Genomic DNA, 18,696 nt, shown 5'->3' with positions numbered 1-18,696 from the left:
CCGCTCGTCGCACACTCCCGCAGCCCGTCGTGTGATCGACGCCACCCCCTGATGTTGTGACCTGACTCTCACTACTGTTCCGAGTCAGCTACAGCTCACATCAACTTCAGGAGTCCAAGGTGACCGCACCGGAAACCAATTCGCCACCGGACGCGCAAGCGTTCGTCGACATGCAGGCCAGTCCCGAGTTCCAGGAACTCCGGCACCGCCTGCGTAGCTTCGTGTTCCCGATGGCCGGGTTCTTCCTGGTCTGGTACGTCGTCTACGTGCTGCTGAGCACCTACGCCGTCGACTTCATGTCGACCAAGGTGTGGGGCAACATCAACGTCGGTTTGCTGCTCGGCCTCGGCCAGTTCGTCACCACGTTCGCCATCACCGGCATCTACGTGCGGTTCGCCAACCGTGAACTCGATCCTCGCGCCGCAGCCCTGCGCGCCGAGATGGAAGCCTCCCAGGGAGCGAAGCCGTGAATGTAGAAGCCGTAAACATTCTTGCCCAGGCCGCCGACACCACCGTCGGTGAACCGCTCGTCAACATCGCGATCTTCGGCGCGTTCGTTCTCATCACGATGGCCGTCGTCATTCGTGCTTCCAAGAAGAACGCGACGTCTGCGGAGTTCTTCACCGCGGGCGGCGGATTCTCCGGACCGCAGAACGGCGTCGCCATTGCCGGTGACTACCTCTCGGCCGCAAGCTTTCTCGGTATCGCCGGTGCCATCGCCGTCTACGGCTACGACGGCTTCCTGTACTCCATCGGGTTCCTCGTCGCCTGGCTCGTCGCGCTCCTGCTCGTCGCCGAATTGCTCAGGAACACCGGCAAATTCACGATGGCGGACGTGCTGAGCTTCCGGCTCAAGCAAGGCCCGGTGCGCACCGCGGCCGCACTGTCGACCCTGACCGTGTCGCTGTTCTACCTGTTGGCTCAGATGGCAGGTGCCGGCGGACTCGTCGCACTGCTGCTCGACATCTCCGACCGCACCGGGCAGTCCATCGTCATTGCCATCGTCGGTGTGTTGATGATCGCGTACGTGCTCATCGGCGGCATGAAGGGCACCACGTGGGTGCAGATCATCAAGGCGGTTCTGCTCATCGCCGGTGCCGCATTCATGACCGTGCTCGTGCTCGCCAAGTTCGGCCTGAACTTCTCCGAGCTTCTCGGTAGCGCGCAGGCGATGGTGTCGAGCTCGGCCGACCCGATTGTCGGCGCTCGCGACGTCATCGAACCCGGTGCCCAGTACGGCGGCAGCGCCACCTCGAAGATCAACTTCCTGTCGCTCGGCATCGCACTCGTCCTCGGCACGGCAGGTCTGCCGCACGTGCTGATGCGCTTCTACACGGTGCCCACCGCCAAGGAAGCTCGTCGCAGTGTCGTGTGGGCCATCGCGCTCATCGGTGCGTTCTACCTGTTCACCCTCGTGCTCGGCTACGGTGCCGCAGCGATCGTCGGACCCGACCGCATCCTGGCCTCCGCAGGCGGCCAGAACTCCGCGGCTCCGCTGTTGGCCTTCGAGCTCGGCGGCGTCATTCTGCTCGGCGTCATCTCTGCGGTCGCCTTCGCGACCATCCTCGCCGTCGTCGCCGGATTGACGATCACCGCGTCGGCGTCGTTCGCTCACGACATCTATGCGAGCGTCATCAAGAAGGGCCAGGTCGACGACAAGAAGCAGGTCAAGGTCTCGCGCATCACGGCCGTCGTCATCGGCATCCTGGCCATCGGCCTCGGCATCCTCGCAAACGGGCAGAACATCGCCTTCCTGGTGGCGCTGGCGTTCGCCGTCGCGGCAGCAGCGAATCTGCCGACCATCCTGTACTCGCTGTTCTGGCGTCGCTTCACCACCACTGGCGCACTGTTCAGCATGTACGGCGGCCTGATCTCGACGATCGTGCTGATCATCTTCTCCCCGGCCGTGTCGGGATCGAAGACGTCGATGATCCCCGGCTCGGACTTCGCGTGGTTCCCGCTGTCCAACCCCGGCATCGTGTCGATCCCGTTGGCATTCATTCTCGGCATCGTCGGAACGCTGATCTCGAAGGACACCGAGAACACCGACAAGCAGGCCGAGATGGAGGTTCGCTCTCTCACCGGCATCGGTGCGGAGAAGGCCAGCGCCCACTGATCCACCTGTAGGACTGTTCGCGAAGTGCCCGTGTGAGCAAGGCCTCACACGGGCATTTTTCGTCCAGCGGTTACCATCCCTGCTGTGGCCAAGCTGAAGGTTTCCCTCGACGTCCCGCTGACCCCCGAGCAGACGTGGGCGCATGCGTCCGATCTGTCCGGCTACGAGCAGTGGCTCTCCATCCACGAAGCGTGGCGCGGTGAGCTGCCCGAGCAGCTGGCCGTCGGCACCACCCTGGACTCCATCGCCAGCGTGAAGGGCATGCGCAACCGCGTCTCGTGGAAGATCGAGTCCTACGACCCGCCCCGGAAGCTCGAGCTCAAGGGCAACGGCAAGGGCGGAGTGAAGATCGGTCTGGACCTGTCGGTGAAGTCCAAGGGCGACGGGTCCGAGATCACGATCGACGTCAATCTGGGCGGTGCCCCGTTGTTCGGACCCATCGGGTCCGGTGTCGCTCGCGCACTCAAGGGCGACATCGAGAACTCGCTGAAGACGTTCGTCAAGATCTACGCCTGACGGTGTAGGAGTGGAGATGCATGCCCGGTAGGCACAGTGCGCCGTCGTCCGCGACGGGCAGCAGAGGGTTCGCCAAGTACGTCGTCGTTGCCGTCGTCCTGCTTCTGATCGTCGCAGGCGGAGTGTTCGTGGCGCAGAAGGTCTTCGGCAGCGACTGCGGTGACACGTCGAACTACACGTTGGCTGCCGACCCCGCCATCGCACCGGTACTGCAGAAGATCGTCGACGACTCCGCGCCCGAGGATCTCGGTTGTGCCGAGGTGGCGGTGACGGCGATGGAGTCGGGTCAGGTGTCGGCCGCAGTGGCCAAAGGCGACGACGTTCCCTCGCTCTGGATTCCCGATTCGTCGCTGTGGGTCGGCAAGACAGTGCGATCGACCGCGTCGCTGATCGACCTGGCGAGCCAGTCGGTGGCGAGCACCCCGGCCGTCCTCGCAACCCGCAAGGACGAGGTTCCGTTCTTCGACACGTGGCTCACCGCACTGAAGCTCGAAGGTTTGCGCATCGGTAATCCGTTGGCCAACACCATCTCCGACGCGGCGATCCTCGGGGCGGTGGCCGAGGCGGGTGAGGACGAGAAGGCCCTCGATGCGGTGTCGACGGCGCTCGTGCCGATCGCTCAGGCTCAGGCCGCCACCCGCGGCGAAGCCGATCCCGCCACCCGGTTGGACGATCTGGTGGCCGACGGCGGCGTGGCCGTGGTGTCCGAGCAGACCATGTTGCAGTACCGAAACGACACCGGTGCCGAACTCGGTGCGACGGTGCCGCCGACGGGCAGCATCTTTCTGAACTTCCCGCTGGCCGTCACCGAGCCTGCAGGCGAGCGACACGACAGCGCGAAGTCGGTCGGCAGCGCGCTGGCCGTGGTCATCGAATCCGGTCGAGGTCGGGAGATGTTGTCCGAGGCCGGTTTTCGGTCGGAAGACAACGCGCCCCTCGATTCGGATCGTGGTATCGGTGCCGTCGAGAGTCTGGCGATCGGCGACCAGCAGGCTGCCGAATCGGTGCTGCGTCAATATCAGGTGCTGGCGCTCCCGTCGCGAACGCTCGTGATGGAAGACGTGTCCGGCTCGATGAACTACAGCGCCGGGGCGAACACCCGGATCGCGATGACGGTGCAGGCCAGCGAGACCGGGAATCGACTGTTTCCCGACAATGCGTCGATGGGATTGTGGGCCTTCTCCATCGGACTCGGCGGCGGCGACCAGGATTACCGTGAGCTGGCACCGATCCGGCGCATGGACGAGAAGGTCGGCAACACGACCCAGCGGGAAGTACTGCTGCAGCAGACCCGCACCCTTCCGTCCCTGGTCGGTGGTGGAACCGGACTGTACGACACCACGTTGGCCGCGTTCCGCACCGTGCAGCAGGGCTACGACCCCGATGCGGTGAACAGCGTCATCATCCTCACCGACGGTGCCAACGAGGATCCGAACAGCATCTCGCTCGACGAGTTGCTGGCCACACTGCGCACCGAACAGGACCCGTCTCGTCCGGTCGTCATCGTCACCATCGGTATCACCGACGACGCCGATGCCGGAGTTCTTCAGCAGATTTCGGCTGCCACCGGTGGGACGAGTTTCGTCGCTCGGAACCCGGCCGAGATCCCGAACGTCTTCGTCAATGCGCTGAGAAGCCGTTCCGGTCGGTGACGGGAGCGGCTATGCTGTGCGCCGCGTGCTCTCCGTCACGTGGGGTAGTGCGGAGAAGTCCCGCAATACAGTCGTGTCGGGGGTAGAGGTAGGGGGAGCCAGCGATGTCGGGACGTCACAGCGGCAGTAGTCGCAGGTTCAGTCCTGCCGTGACCTGGGGCGCGGCCGCGCTGGCAGTAGTCGTGGTCGCGGCCGGAGGCTGGTTCGGCGTCCAGGCCGTACGCGCAGCGGGTTCGGACTCGTGCGAATCGCTGGACACGGTCTCGCTCGCGGTGGACACCTCGATCGCCGAACCGGTGCAGCAGATCCTGGCCCAGGCGGGCGAGGTGGACCGCGGCTGCGTCGACTTCGAGGTGCGGGCCGAGCGCCCCACCGACACGGCCACCGAGATCGCAGGTACCGACGAGAACCGCCCCGACCTGTGGATCCCGGACTCCACGTTGTGGCTGCTCAAGACTTTGCGTTCGACCGGAGCCCTGCCCGAACTCGCCAAGACGTCGGTGGCGAACACACTTCCCGTGCTGGTGTCGGCCTCCGAGGCCGCTCCGGTGACCGACACCTGGCTCAGCGTGCTGCAGATGCCGGGCCAACGCATCGGCGATCCGCTCACCAGTAGTGCGTCCAACGCTGCGATCCTCGGTGCGCTGGCCGAGTCCGAGGTCGCGATCTCCGACGCCAAAGCCGTGTCCGCCGCTCTGGTGCCCATGGCACAGGACTTCGGCCGGATAGCCGACACGCCCCACGACACCCCGGACCTCGTCGCCCAGGTGGCGACCGAGGGCGGAACCAGCGTCGCCACCGAACAGGCCGTGCTGGCCTACGAGGCAGCGAACCCCGGATCGTCGCTCACCGAGTCGGTGCCGCCGACGGGCAGCTACTTCCTCAACTACCCCCTCGCCGTCACGGCTCCGGCCGGGCCGGAGTACGACCGCGTCAAGGCCGCCGGGGCCGCGTTGGCGTCGGTGCTGGCCTCGCAGTCGGCGACGGACACACTCGTTGCAGCCGGCTTCCGAACGTCGAGTGGAACCCCCTTGGCCGACGGCAGAGGCGTCGGCTCGGTCGCCGCGTTGGAAATCAAGAATCCGCTGTCGATCGAGACGACGCTGCGCGACTGGGCGGTGCTCGCGTTGCCGCTGCGGACCCTCGTCGTCGAGGACGTATCGGGTTCGATGGCGGCGAAATCCGGCGACTCCACCCGCATCGCGTTGACCGTCGATGCGTCGCTCGGTGCCAACGATCTGTTCAGCGACCAGACGCAGATGGGGCTGTGGGCCTTCTCCATCGGACTCGGTGGTGGAAAGCAGGATTACCGAGAACTGGTGCCGCTCGGCCCGGTGAGCAACACGTTCGACGGTAAGCCGCAGCGTCAGGCCATTCTCGATGCAGTCCGTGGGCTACCGGCTCTGGTCGGAGGCGGGACCGGACTTTACGACACGACGCTGGCGGCGTTCCGACGTGTCAAGGAGGGCTACGACCCCGATTACGTCAACAGCGTCATCATCCTCACCGACGGCGCGAACGAGGACAACGGCAGCATTTCTCTGGATCAGCTTCTCGCTGCCCTGCAGAAGGAGCAGGATCCGGTGCGTCCCATCGTGATCATCACGGTCGGTGTCACCAGTGATGCCGATCCGGTTGCGCTGCAGCAGATCTCCGCGGCCACCGGTGGTACGAGCTATGTCGCCGAGGATCCCCGCGACATCCCGGACGTGTTCGTCAAGGCGTTGAACTCGCGCACCGAGCGTCTCGCGGGGGAGTAGCTCACCGCAGCAGGAAGCTGATCGTGATCGCGGCCGCGCAGGCCAGCGTCACCACCACCAGTGTCGCCGCGTCCGAGCCCTTGAAACGTGCCTCGGTGGCGGTGATCATGCCGGTGCCCCCGCGTGCGGTGATGGCCTCACCCATCTCGTCCGCGCGCCTGATGGCCACCGACATCACCGTGGTCACGATGTCGACCAGCGAATTGTCCGACGCACTGTTGACCACGGGTTTCGGTCGCAGCCGTCGGGCGGCGTTGAGGGTGCGCATCTCCTCGATGAGCAGCGGAAGCGACCGCAGGCTCAGCGCCACGGCAATCGCCCATTCGTCCACCGGCAGCTTCAGCTTCTTCAGCGGTGCACCGAGTTTCGACACCGCCGGAGCGATGTCGCTCATCGACGTCGTCCACCCGATCATCATCGATGCACCCAGCAGAACGAACACGAACAGCGTGGCACGGAAGTACAGCAGAACCGCTGCGCCGCCGATAGGCAGATTGATCAGTGCTCCGACGCCGAAGAGCGCCCAGATCCACCACGGTGGCCGAGGTAGAGCCGTGATCGGAATGTGGGCGATGACAGCCGCGACGATCAGCAGCGCGAACACGATGCCGAGGGCAGGCCACGTCGGAGCCACGACGAGGGTGATGCTGAGCAGCAACACCACGATGAGCTTGGTGCCCGCCCACAGCCGGTGAATGGGTGAGAACCGCGGAACCTGGCGCAGTACGACGGTCGTCACGAATGCACGCTCCCATGAATCGAATCGGAGACGATGTGGCCGTCGGCCATCGTGATGGTTCGACTGCAGACGGCGTCCATACCGTCCACGTCGTGCGAGATGACCACGATCGATACGCCGCGCTCACGCAGGCCGGCGAGGACGCCGATGATGTCGTCGCGTCCGGGCGGGTCGAGTCCGGCCAGCGGCTCGTCGAGCACCAAGATGCGGGGTCGACGAGCGATCAGACCGGCCAGCACCACGCGTCGCATCTGCCCGCCGCTGAGCGAGTCGACGTCGCGTGCGGCCAGTGACCGGTCGAGACCGACGGCATCCATCGCGGCCGACACTGTGGCAGAGCCGGTTTCGGGCCCCGCGGCCGCGGCGATGTCCTCGGAGACGGTGCGCCGCTGCAACTGCAGGCGCGAATGCTGAAAGGCCAGCCCGACGTCCCCGACTCGCGACGTCATCACGTTGCCGTCGAGCTGCGCGACGCCGGTGGTGGGCCCGGTCAGGCCGGCCATGATCCACGCCAAAGTCGACTTGCCCGAACCGTTTCCGCCGAGAACGAGAACTCCCTCGCCTCGCTTGACGGTGATGTCGACGCCGTTCAACGCCGATTGTGCCCACGGGGTGCGCCTGTTGTAGACGTGCCGCACGTCGCGTAGTTCGAGCAGGCGCGGGATCGAATTGTCGTGCAGCACAGCAGCGTTGCCGGTCCTGGTCTGCATCCACAGAGTGTCGTGCTCCACCTGCATGCCCTCGTGTAGATGTACGACGCGATCAGCGGCGATGGTTTCCGAGACATGATGGGTGACGAGTACGACCGACATCCCGTGCCGACGGGGCAGTGCCGCGAGTAGCGAGACCAGATGCTCTCGGCCCGAGGCGTCGATCATGGCGGTTGCCTCATCGGCAATCAGCAGAGCGGGACGCCGAGCCAGGGCCGCGGCGACAGCGAGTCGCTGCATCTCGCCGCCGGAAAGCGAGGCCGTGTCGCGAGCACCCATGCCGCTCAACCCCACCTCATCGAGCAGGGCGTCGACGTCGGGGCGGGAGTCGCCGGGTGGCAGTCCCCATACGACGTCGTCGGCGACGCGGGTGCCGAGGATCTGACTCTCGGGTCGCTGCAACACCACTGCGGTGCCGCCGTACCGGCCGAGTCCGGTGGAGCCGGGACGAGTCACCGAGCCCTCGGAGGGTTCACGGCCTGCGAGAATGCGCGTCAGCGTGGATTTGCCGGATCCGTTGTGGCCGACGATCGCGACGAATTCTCCCGGTTCGATGTGCAGGTCGATGCCGCTCAACGCTGCCGATCTGCTGCCGGGATATCGGTAGCCCACGGCGGTCAGGGTGACGGGCAGTGGCGCGATCTCGTCGTCGATGCCCGAGACGAACGGCTCCGGTGTCGGGATGGCCGAGAGGCGATCGAGGATGGCGGTGAGGATCAGCCACGCGAACAGAGTTCCGGTGACGATGCCGAATGCGATGGACCCGCCGACCCACCACCACCAGTTGTCGAGTACCGCTGTGCTGCTGCTGCGAATGACATCGGGGATGGCCTGCGGGGCGGATACCCGCTCGAACAGTCGAGAGATGCCTTCGATGGTGTTGCGGAGCGTCTCGAGAAACAGCTGCCGTAACGGGACGAGGATCAGCAGCAACAGCACCGCGAGGGCTCCGAGTGCCGGTCCGACGATTGCCGACGTGACGAGCACGCCGAACAGGCCTTGTTTCCGGCGTTTCGCCCGGCCGACCAGACCGCCCAGCAATGCCGCACTGGCCACGGTGAGCGCCGTCTGAGTGCCGGCCGCGACGAATCCTACGAGTATGCCCGCCACCGCTGAGGTGACCAATGCTCGCGTCCGATAGCGCAGGGCCACCACCGACATCGGAATAGCGGCGACAACCTGCAGAATCGCCGCCATCGGCACCAGCACGCCGATCACCGTCAGCGCGACGGTGAAGCTGCTCATCACCGCAGCGGTCGCCAATTCTTGCGGACCGAGGGGCCCGGACTCGGGACGGTGGGCAGCGCTGACGGTCACCGCTCCAGTGTGCCAGCTCGACTGAGGCACACTGTCTGCGTGACTTCCGAGATCGCGACCCGCAGGCGACTTCATCCGGCATGGATCGTCGCCGCGGTGGCCTTCCTCGCTCTCGTCGGTGCGGCGGGGTTCCGGGCCGCACCGAGCGTGTTGATGGTGCCGCTGCAGGAAGAGTTCGGTTGGCCGCGGTCGATGCTGTCGCTGGCGGTGGGCGTCAACCTGGTGCTGTTCGGTCTGACGGCACCGTTCGCCGCGGCGTTGATGGAGCGCTTCGGGATCCGAGCTGTGACGTCGACGGCGTTGGTCGTCGTGGCCGCGGGCAGCGCTCTGAGTGTGTTCGTGACCCAGGCGTGGCAGTTGGTGTTGACGTGGGGCGTCATGATCGGGTTGGGCACCGGGTCGATGGCTCTGGTGTTCGCGGCGGTGGTGACGAATAGATGGTTCGTGCAGCGTCGCGGGCTCGTCTCGGGCGTGTTGACCGCGGGCAGCGCGACGGGGCAGTTGATCTTTCTGCCGTTGATCGCACAGCTGGTCGACCGATCCGGTTGGCGCGCAGCGTCGTTCCTCATCGCCGGGGGCTCGTTGATCGTGGTGCCGTTCGTGTTGCGGTGGCTGCGCAACATGCCGGCCGATATCGGCGTGACTCCATACGGCGCACCCGCCGACTACGTCCCGCCGGCGGCGGTGTCGACCGTGAACCCCGCGCGCGCAGCGGTGCAGGCGCTACGCGACGCGAGCCGAGTACGAACCTTCTGGGCGTTGGTGCTCGGATTCGCGATCTGTGGCGCAACGACCAACGGGCTCATCGGAACTCACTTCATACCGTCGGCGCACGACCACGGAATGCACGAAACCACCGCAGCGGGTCTGCTGGCGGTGGTGGGAATCTTCGACATCGTCGGGACGATCGCATCGGGTTGGCTGACCGATCGAGTGAATCCGCGGTATCTGTTGGCGGCCTATTACGGCTTTCGCGGAATCTCGCTGCTGTTTCTGCCGTGGTTGCTGTCGGCGACCATCCAACCGTCGATCGTCATCTTCGTGGTGATCTACGGATTGGATTGGGTGGCAACAGTTCCGCCCACGATTGCTTTGTGCCGAGAGGTGTTCGGCGACAAGGGTTCTCTGGTGTTCGGGTGGGTCTTCGCCTCACACCAGATCGGAGCGGGCATCGCGTCCGTTGTCGCGGGCATCGTGCGTGACGCCACCGGCGCATACACGATGGCGTGGTTCGGCGCGGCCGGCCTGTGCGCGGTTGCTGCCGTGGTGAGCATCAGAACAGGAAAGCCCTCGTAGCGAGGGCTTTCCTGTTTCCGAGGTTCGGGTCAGCGGCTGCGCTGGCTCGTGGCCGGGCCTGCTGCGCGACGGCTGTGGCCGCCGCCACCGCTACGCGGCTGTCCACCACTGCGCGGCTGTCCACCACTGCGCGGCTGACCACCCGAGCGGGCCGGGCCGCCGCGTCGCGCGTTGTTGTTGCGCGGGGCTCCGGTGCGTGCCGGTGCCGGCTCTGCCTTCGGTGCAGGCTCGACGTAGCGGGCCTGCTCGCCGACGAGGTTCGCCACTGCAGGCGAGTCGGCGGTGACGCGGATCGGGGTGACCTTGATGTCGGCCTTGCGCAGCAGAACTGCGGTGTCCTTGCGCTGCTCGGGCAGAACCACGGTCACGACGTCGCCTGCGCTTCCGGCGCGCGCGGTGCGGCCGGAGCGGTGCAGGTAAGCCTTGTGCTCGGCCGGGGGATCGACGTGGACGACGAGCTGAACGTCGTCGACGTGGACGCCGCGGGCTGCGACGTCGGTGGCGACGAGGACGCGGGCCTGGCCGGAGGAGAAGGCCGCGAGGTTGCGGTCACGTGCGGCCTGCGAGAGGTTGCCGTGCAGGTCGACGGACGGGATTCCGGCGTCGGTGAGCTGCTTGGCGAGCTTGCGGGCCTGGTGCTTGGTGCGCATGAACAGGATGCGACGTCCGGTGCCGGAGGCGAGCTGGTGAACCAGCTTCTTCTTGGCTTCGACGCCGTCGACCTCGAACACGCTGTGAGTCATGGCCTCGACGTGTGAAGTGGCCTCGTCGACGGAGTGCGTGATCTGGTTGTGCAGGAAGCGCTTGACCAGTTTGTCGACACCGTTGTCCAGGGTCGCCGAGAACAGCATCCGCTGACCCTTGTCGGGGGTAGCGGCGAGGATCCGGGTGACGACGGGCAGGAACCCGAGGTCGGCCATGTGATCTGCCTCGTCGAGGACGGTGATCTGTACGCCGTCGAGCGTCAGGTGTCGCTGCTTCATGAGGTCTTCGAGGCGTCCGGGGCAGGCGACGACGATGTCGACACCCGACTTGAGTGCGGACACCTGGCGAACCTGCGAGACACCGCCGAAGATCGTCGTGACCTTCAACGAGTATGCGGCGGCGAGGGGTTCGATCGCGACGGCGATCTGGGTGGCGAGCTCACGCGTCGGCGCAAGGATCAGTCCGCGCGGGCGGCCGGGCTTGCGGTTGCCGGGGAGCTGGCCGGCCAGGCGCGCGACCATCGGGATGGAGAATGCGAGTGTCTTTCCGCTGCCGGTCTTTCCGCGTCCGAGTACGTCGCGTCCCTGCAGTGTGTCGGGGAGCGTGTCGGCCTGGATGGGGAAGGCCTCGGTCTTGCCCTGGCTCGCGAGTACGTCTGCGATGGCCTGGGGCACTCCGAGTGCAGCAAAAGTCTGTGGGGTCGTCATTGTGATGAAAAGTGCCTTTCGGGCAGGGTGTTGCACCTGCGGGCCTTCGGGCCGAGATGCAAGGTGGCGAGACTGCCGGTGGGCAGTTTCGATCGCCGTAAGAGAAGCCTGTGCGGGGTGCACATGGTGATTCGGGAGCATTCCACGACGTCTGACGTGCAGTTACGCGCGTCTGTACCGAGTGTAACCGAGTGCGGACCCGATCTCTTCCCGCGGTCGACGGTCACGCGGCGTCGGAGCCGAACAGTCCGTCGATGTAGACGTTCTCCGCCGGCGAGCTGTAGAGCTCGACCACCGGCATCGGCGGCGCGCTCGAATCGTACGTGTGCCCGGTGGGTGAGATGAGCCTGTAGCGATGTCGCGCGTTCCGTTTGTCTCGTAGTGCTTCGGCCGTCCAGCCGTCGCCTTCTTTCGCGTAATTGCATGCGGCACAGAGGCCTGCACCGTTTTCGGCGCTGGTCGCTCCGCCCGCGGTGTGTGCGGTGATGTGGTCGTGGTGTCGGATGGGCGCGTCGCACCACGGGGTGCGGCACGTGCGATCGCGGAGATCGATGAGGCGTCCCAATGCGGTGGGAAATGCGCGGGATGTGGATTCGACGGCTGTCAGTGCGCCGGTTTTCGGGTGGGCATAGAGGCGACGTAATGCGACGCGCGTCTCATTGCCCTGCGCATCGTCGAGTGCGTCGCGCACGAGTTGGCGTGCGACGTCCGACGGGATGTCGCCGTAGCCGTGCAGATATGCGGACGTGTCGCCACCGGCGAGCAGGGTCGAATCCGAGATGACGATGTCGACGGTGACCGGTGGACCCTGAGCGGCCGATGCGCCGGTGACTCGCTCGAACACCAGGTCGGCCATGATCTGGTCGCGGCTGCGTGTGTCGCCACCTGCGTTGATGACGGTGTCGGCGTCGCGCCGCAGCGTCGCCCACATGCAGACGGTCTTCTCCATCGAGGTGAGCGCGGTGAAGAATCCCATCAATTCGGGTGCGGGGCGCGTACTGACTCGGCGTGCGGCGTATGCCTTTGCGCGTCGCTTGACCTGGGAGGCGGCGTCCAGTTCGTTGGCGAGTGCGCGGGCGCGACCCTCGATGGTGCGATCTCCTGCACCGGCGAGGGTGGCGGGGTCTGCGCACAGGCGTTCGTCGATGGTCCGGCGATCCTCGACGGTGAGGCACGCTGTTTCGCGAGCGAGGATCATGACGCGCCACTCGTTCAGTTCGCCGGCTTTGAGGCGGGCCAGGGTGTGTGGCATTTCGTGAACGAGCGCACGAGCGAGCCCGAGATGAGTGCCGCCGCGGTTGGGTGACTCTCGTCGAGCCAGGCCGATTTGCGACGCAATTCCTGTGCGCCACTGCGCTTTCGGCTTGCCACGTTCACGACGTTCGGTGCTGATCACGGTTGCAACGGCATCGGTCACCACGGCTTGGGTCGCCACGCTTACGCATTTGACGGTTTCGAGAGCAGAGATGAGATCGATGCCTGCTGCTGCGTCGACGACTATGTCGGACGCCTGCAGACGCGCAACGAACCTCAACACCTCAGCGGATGTGAGCGGTGATTCTGGTATAGCTGTGACCACGAGCTCCTCCCCAGTACTCGAATGCATGTTCGAATGTACGCCGGTTCGGGAGGTAGTGCAACAGGGCGGGGTGTGAAATCTGAGAGTGCGCGCCGAAAAGCGATGCTGGTGCCCTCGGCAGGATTCGAACCTGCGACCTACCCTTTAGGAGAGGGTTGCTCTATCCCCTGAGCTACGAAGGCTGGTGATCGAACGAGTGCTCTAAAGCCCCTGTCGGACAGAGGTTTCGATCAATCGAACAATCGGGTTGCGGGTAGGTCGCTGTCGTACTGCACAGCGGGCCCACATCGCGGTCGTCAGTCTAGCGGTCCGCACCGCAGATCGTGAAGCAGGTTCGCGCTGCTGGTCACCACACCGGTCAGTGATGCGATCAGATTCAGGGCGGTGCGGTGCTGGTGGGCGGTGTAATCGGCGACCGATTCGATGCCGACGAAGCACTGAATGTCGCGGGCAAAAGCGTCGAACGTCGTCGCGAGAATTCCCGCCGAGGCGAAGACACCCACGATGACCAGCTGGTCACGGCCTCGTCGGCGTAGTTCGACCTCGAGATCGGACGCGTAGAACGCGCTGTAGCTGCGCTTCGCGATCGGAACGAAGTCCGATTCGGTGACCGCCACGTCCTCGGTAGACGGGCCCAACCCCCACATCGGCCCCAGCAGTCCACGCTGTTCGATCGCCTCAGCCGCTCGCGGACCGCTCGCCAGAATCGGTACTCCGGCAGACCTGGCGCGCGCGACCACCGCCGACGCTTCCTCAGCCACCCGCGCATGAACCGAGGAGTGCAGCACGTTCAGGTAGTACGGCTGCATGTCGTGGACCAGAAGTGCCGCGCGCTCGGGCCGCAACTCCCACTCGGGACCACCCACACAGTCGCGCAGAGTCTCGACCGCGTACTTCTCTACTTCGACGCTGAATGTGGCCACGTCGGTCATCCTCGTACAAACGCGCGCGCATTTGCCAGACGCGCGCAGAGTCGTCAGCCGCTGGCTGTCTATTTCGCTCGCACCTGACAAACGCGCGCGCGTTTGCGGATCCCTAGGCCCCAGCACCGCAGAACGAGCCCGATCCCCACCACCTAATCCGCGGCAATTGCATCCACGATGTTCAGGCGTGATGCGTGTACCGCAGGCGGAGCCGATCCCAGTAGCGAGAGGCCCAACGCGACGAGTCCGTACAACAGCACCGTCCAACTGGCGTTGTACTGCACTGGAATTCCGATGCTGGCACCGAGGATCAGGGTGCTCAGGTATTGCAGGCCGGCACCGATGATGAGGCCGAGCACACCGCCGACGATGCCCACAGACAGTGCCTCTGCGAGCACCATGCGTGCCAGGGTTCCTCGGCCGCCGCCCATGGCGCGCAGTACGCCGAGTTCACGTCGACGTTCGAGTACCGACAGTGTCAATGTGTTCAGCAATGCGACGGCAGCGACCAGTGCGACGATCCACTGCAGTGCGATGGCGAGCGCACCGGATTGGCGAATGGCCGCGCTGGTGCCCTCGAGTGCCGCGGCGCCCGTGTACACGAATGCCTCGGGCGGCAGTGTCGATCGCAGCGAATCCTGTACGGCGGCAACGTCTCCGTCGACGGTGATCTCGAGGTACGTCGCACCCGGGCGGTCGTAGAAGCGCTGCATCGATTCCAATGAGATCGCCATCGTGCCGCCAGCGGCGTTGATGTAGTCCACGAGATCGAGCACGCGTACGTTCTGCACCCCGGTCGGCGTCGGTAGATCGATGGTGTCACCCGCCGTCACTCCCAGCGTCGTACCGAGCGCCTTCGAGAGCACCACCCCGTCGCCCGCGAGCAATCCCGCGCGTACGTCTGCGGGGAGCGAGGCCAGCGTCACCGCGTTGCTTCCGTCGGCGACGCCTTGGATGGAGACCAGCTCGTCGTCGATTGTCGCGTAGGCCCACTGCCCTTCGACGACGCGGGAGACGCCGGCCGTCGCCCGCACGGCCTCGTCGACGGCGGTGGGAACGATCGGGCCCGACGGTATGGCGTCGGGTGAGCTCATCGATACGTACAGGTCCGTGTCGGCGAGCGACGACAGTGACTCGGCGGCGGAGTCGGTCATGTTCGTCAACGAACCGGACACTCCCACACTGACTCCCACGGCGATGACGATGGTCATCACCGTCGCCCAGATGCGCCGCGGAGCGCGTTCGATGGTCGCGGTGGCGAGCCGTCCGGCACCACCCCATCGGCGGGGCACAGCGCCGGTGGCCCACACGATCGGTCCGGTTCCACCGACACACAGTGCGACGACTCCGAACATGAACAGGGCACCGGCACCGAGGGTCAGTTGCCCGTCGACGTTGACGGCGAACACGAACGATCCGGCGATGGCCAACAGGCCGAACACGGTGGCGGCCAACGTGAACGACAGCTTCGGACCGCCGGATGTTTCTCCGCCGCCGACCGCCAATGCCTCGATCGGCGAGATGCGATACACCTGAACGGCAGCCAGCGCGGACGCGCCGACGCAGGCCAGCACGCAGGCCACGATCGCGACGGGAATGGCGAAGCTCGGCAACACGTATTCGATTCGCGCATCGAATGCTTGCGACAGGAACGGCGGCAGGCTCTCGATGGCGATGCGGCCCATGATGATTCCGAGAGGTACCCCGACGGCACCGCCGACGAGACCCACCAGTACCGACTCGACCAACAGGTCGCGGACGATGTCCGCGCGCCGACCGCCGACCGCTCGGAGCAGGGAGATGGTGGGGCGACGCTTGGCGATGGCCATGTTCATGACGTTGAACACCAGGAACGCCGCGACGACGAACGCGATGAGGGAGACCATCAGCGTCGCATTGCGCGTCAGGCTCATGGCCTGATCGGCTCTGTCGGCCCGAAATTCCGGATTCATCACCGACACTCGGCCGGCCAACGCCGCGTCGAGGTCCGATCGCAGGTCGTCCCCGCCACCGAGAACGAAGATCGAATCGAGCTGGCCCGGCCGGTCGGTCAAGGTCTGCGCGGTGGGCAGCAACGTGACGGCGAACATGCCCCCACCGATGCGCTGCGTGCCAGGGCCGTCGATCACGCCCACTACCGCAGTGGGTCGGTCGGCGATCGTGACCGTGTCACCCTGCGTCAATCCCGTTGCTGCTCCGACCAATACGCCCGACGGGTCGGACAGCAGACCCGCTGCGCTGCCCACCGCACCTTGCAGATCGGACTGCAGTGCCGTGATCGATGAATCGACACCCAGTACCGTCAGCTCGCCGACATCGGATCGCACGATGCTGCGGAGCAGGGGTACCGCCGCATCGACGCCCGCAACACCGCGTACGACGTCGAGTTCGTTCTGGTCGAATCCGGAATCGGTCACGCCGACCACTTCGTACTGCGCGTTGCCTGCGATCGACACCGCCAGACGTTCGACGGATCCGGTCAGCGATCCGTAGGTGCCGAGGACGGCGATGAGCAAACCCGCGGCGACGGCCACGACTCCCGCCGAGACCAGCGAACGCACCCAGTGCATTCGGAGGTCTCGGAGGCTGATGACGCGAAATCTGCTGAGCGCGGTACCGATCACCGAGGTGTACCAGCGGTGTCGGTGTCGACGCGGCCGTCGATCATGCTGACGACGCGATCGGTCGACCGAGCCGCCTCGAGATCGTGGGTTGCCATCACCACTGCCCGACGCCCCTCGCTGCCGTGGGCTACGTCGGCAAGTATCTCGAGGACGTTGTGGGAGGTCTTGGAATCGAGGTTGCCCGTCGGTTCGTCTGCGATCAGCAGCGCCGGGTCCATCATCAGGGCTCGGGCGATGGCGATGCGTTGAATCTGGCCGCCCGACAGTTGTGCCGGGCGGTGTTCGGACCGCTGCGCCAGCCCCACCATGTCCAACAGCCGCATCGCGTCGGCTTTCGCCTTCTTGATGGGGGTTCCGTCCAGCAGCTTCGGAACGGCGACGTTCTCCCACGCCGACATGGTCGGCAGCAGGTTGAAGAACTGGAAGACGAAGCCCACCTGATGGCGTCGGAAATCGGACTGTGCGTTGTCGTCGAGGGTGGTGACCTCGACGTCGTTGAATCGGATGGACCCGGCCGTCGGGGTGTCCAGCGCGCCGAGCATGTGCAGCAGTGTCGACTTACCTGCTCCGGACGGCGCGACCAGCGACACGAACTGCCCACCGTCGATCGTGAGATCGATGCCGTCCAACGCGCGGACCGGTTGTTCGCCGGTGGGGTACTCCTTGACCACGCCGGACAACTGGAGCTTCAACTTCGTCATGCATGATCCCCTGCTTCTCGAATACTTCCGACGCTACCTGCCGTCGGGTCGAGAAACCGGTCGGAGTTCTCAGATCACGCTGCGCCGCGCGAAGATTCGAGCCGTCTGGCCACCAGTGCCGCCTGGAGGTGGCGGATACCGGAGGGACGAGTCGGGTCGAACCCGGTCAGTTGTGCGATTCGCTTGAGGCGATAGTCGACGGTGTTGGTGTGCAGATGGAGTTGCCGGGCGGAGCGCTGACGGTTGAGGTCGTGCGAAATGTGGATCTCGAGGGTCTCGAGCAACTCGGGTGACGAATCGAGTGGTTCGAGGATCTGGGTGAGGTGGCGTCGACCCGGTCCGGGACGAGTGAGCTGGTACTCGAGCACCAGGTCGTCCATCCGGTACAACCCGGACGGGCGGTGCAGCTGATGAGCCAGGGACAGCAGTTCGTGGACCTGGTCTGCTGCGGTGGGAATGTCGGCTGTCGCAGCCTGCTCGGCGGTGGCGGTGACGGGGACCTCTGCGGCGGTACCGATGCGGTGCACCAGCGCCTCGACCCACTCGTCGTCGTGGACGCCGGGGATCAGGACGGTTCCGCCCTCGGTGCTGAGCAGCGACAGGGGAGTGCGTCCGCACACGGTGGCCAGTTCGGCCTGCACGCGACGCAGCTTGCGTCGTGCAGCCACCGTCTTCTGGATGTTGGGGTCGTTCTCGTCGGGGTGCGGCGGTACCGACAGTGCGAGCACGAGGTAACTGTCGGCGAGTTCGATGCCCGACTGGCGGGCCATCGAGACGGCGTTGTGTCCGCTCAGCAACGAGGTGACCAGCGTGTGCGCGGCTGTGTGATGCTCGCTCGCCACTGCCTGAAGCTCTTCGACGTAGCTCTTGCTGGCCGCGATCGAGACCTTCTCCGACAGCAGCACGAACATGCGTGCAGCCTCGATCAACTGGGCGGCGTCGCCTTCTCCTGCCCGCTTGGACACCAGATTCCAACCGATCTGAATGCCCTCGTGGTAGACGCTGAGGACGGACTCGAGCGGGACACCCTCACGAGCCCATTGACTGGCCTTGGCACGCAGTTCGGCCAAGTCGGACTCGGCAGGTGCGCGCCGCTCGTCGAGCATCTGCACGGCGATGCTGATGCACTTGACTGTGAATTCGGTGACGTCTCCGTGGAGTTGTTCACCGGGAAGTGAACCGCAGGGAGTATTGGCGGCGAAGTGGCCTACCAGGAGGCGCGCCACTGCGCGAAAATCGCGAAGGGGAGCCGAAGCAGGCTGCCCTGCGACCATGATTCCGAGGCCAGTCGAGTTGTGAACGGTCACAGATCAACCCTTCGTGTTGGATTCTTCAGGTTTTGAGAGAGCTA

The 18,696-nt window shown here is 65.5% G+C and carries 14 protein-coding genes and 1 tRNA gene; 6 read left to right on the top strand and 9 right to left on the bottom strand.

Going from position 1 to position 18,696, the window contains the following annotated elements; all coding sequences use genetic code 11:
- Positions 1-170 precede the first annotated feature (170 nt).
- The 5 genes from CH268_RS24510 to CH268_RS24490 all read left to right on the top strand — a co-directional run bounded on the left by CH268_RS24510 (position 171) and on the right by CH268_RS24490 (position 6,044).
- Entirely contained in the window at positions 171-470 is a 300-nt protein-coding gene (locus CH268_RS24510; RefSeq protein ID WP_080729374.1) for a DUF485 domain-containing protein, read from the top strand.
- On the top strand, positions 467-2,116 hold the full coding sequence (locus CH268_RS24505) for a solute symporter family protein (protein WP_094666142.1): 1,650 nt from the start codon (positions 467-469) through the stop codon (positions 2,114-2,116). The genes CH268_RS24510 and CH268_RS24505 overlap by 4 nt, the downstream gene beginning before the upstream one ends.
- A gap of 84 nt (positions 2,117-2,200) precedes the next feature.
- Entirely contained in the window at positions 2,201-2,632 is a 432-nt protein-coding gene (locus tag CH268_RS24500; protein ID WP_027495972.1) for a type II toxin-antitoxin system Rv0910 family toxin, read from the top strand.
- 20 nt (positions 2,633-2,652) lie between these two features.
- On the top strand, positions 2,653-4,284 hold the full coding sequence (locus CH268_RS24495) for a VWA domain-containing protein (RefSeq protein WP_094666141.1): 1,632 nt from the start codon (positions 2,653-2,655) through the stop codon (positions 4,282-4,284).
- Between the two features lie 104 nt (positions 4,285-4,388).
- The gene (locus CH268_RS24490) at positions 4,389-6,044 is read left to right on the top strand and encodes a VWA domain-containing protein (RefSeq protein ID WP_094666140.1); all 1,656 of its coding nucleotides are present in this window, start codon (positions 4,389-4,391) and stop codon (positions 6,042-6,044) included.
- Position 6,045: 1 nt separating this feature from the next.
- Here CH268_RS24490 and CH268_RS24485 read toward each other — a convergent pair whose 3' ends face one another.
- Together CH268_RS24485 and CH268_RS24480 are read right to left on the bottom strand one after the other, a co-directional pair.
- Positions 6,046-6,783, bottom strand: a complete 738-nt coding sequence (locus CH268_RS24485) for an energy-coupling factor transporter transmembrane component T family protein (protein ID WP_094621639.1) — start codon at positions 6,781-6,783, stop codon at positions 6,046-6,048.
- Positions 6,780-8,810 carry an ABC transporter ATP-binding protein gene (locus tag CH268_RS24480; protein WP_255182492.1) on the bottom strand — a complete coding sequence of 677 codons (2,031 nt, stop codon included), beginning with the start codon at positions 8,808-8,810 and terminating at the stop codon, positions 6,780-6,782. Before CH268_RS24480 ends, CH268_RS24485 begins: the two co-directional genes overlap by 4 nt.
- A gap of 39 nt (positions 8,811-8,849) precedes the next feature.
- Between CH268_RS24480 and CH268_RS24475 the strand changes: the two genes are divergently transcribed.
- Entirely contained in the window at positions 8,850-10,106 is a 1,257-nt protein-coding gene (locus tag CH268_RS24475) for an MFS transporter (RefSeq protein WP_255182491.1), read from the top strand.
- 29 nt (positions 10,107-10,135) lie between these two features.
- Here the strand turns inward: CH268_RS24475 and CH268_RS24470 are convergent, their stop codons facing one another.
- The 7 genes from CH268_RS24470 to CH268_RS24440 form a co-directional block, all read right to left on the bottom strand.
- Positions 10,136-11,518: a DEAD/DEAH box helicase gene (locus CH268_RS24470; RefSeq protein WP_027495978.1), complete on the bottom strand. Its 1,383-nt coding sequence runs from the start codon at positions 11,516-11,518 to the stop codon at positions 10,136-10,138.
- Positions 11,519-11,741: 223 nt separating this feature from the next.
- A complete protein-coding gene (locus CH268_RS24465) occupies positions 11,742-13,124 on the bottom strand; it encodes an HNH endonuclease (protein ID WP_441346996.1) in 1,383 nt (460 codons plus the stop codon).
- A 79-nt stretch (positions 13,125-13,203) separates the two neighbouring features.
- Positions 13,204-13,279 (bottom strand) — tRNA-Arg (locus tag CH268_RS24460).
- A 114-nt stretch (positions 13,280-13,393) separates the two neighbouring features.
- Positions 13,394-14,020, bottom strand: coding sequence for an isochorismatase family protein (locus tag CH268_RS24455; RefSeq protein ID WP_176458048.1), 627 nt, complete (start codon positions 14,018-14,020; stop codon positions 13,394-13,396).
- A 152-nt stretch (positions 14,021-14,172) separates the two neighbouring features.
- Positions 14,173-16,644 (bottom strand): ABC transporter permease, encoded by a 2,472-nt coding sequence (locus CH268_RS24450; RefSeq protein WP_094666137.1) that lies wholly within the window; start codon positions 16,642-16,644, stop codon positions 14,173-14,175.
- Entirely contained in the window at positions 16,641-17,345 is a 705-nt protein-coding gene (locus CH268_RS24445) for an ABC transporter ATP-binding protein (protein ID WP_176456678.1), read from the bottom strand. Before CH268_RS24445 ends, CH268_RS24450 begins: the two co-directional genes overlap by 4 nt.
- A 74-nt stretch (positions 17,346-17,419) precedes the next feature.
- On the bottom strand, positions 17,420-18,652 hold the full coding sequence (locus CH268_RS24440) for a PucR family transcriptional regulator (protein WP_027495984.1): 1,233 nt from the start codon (positions 18,650-18,652) through the stop codon (positions 17,420-17,422).
- Positions 18,653-18,696: the final 44 nt, after the last annotated feature.

The organism is Rhodococcus sp. 06-1460-1B (assembly GCF_002258475.1).
Taxonomy (GTDB): domain Bacteria; phylum Actinomycetota; class Actinomycetes; order Mycobacteriales; family Mycobacteriaceae; genus Rhodococcoides; species Rhodococcoides fascians.
Note: the sequence above shows the minus strand (reverse complement) of the source record. Positions and strands in the feature narration are given on the sequence as shown.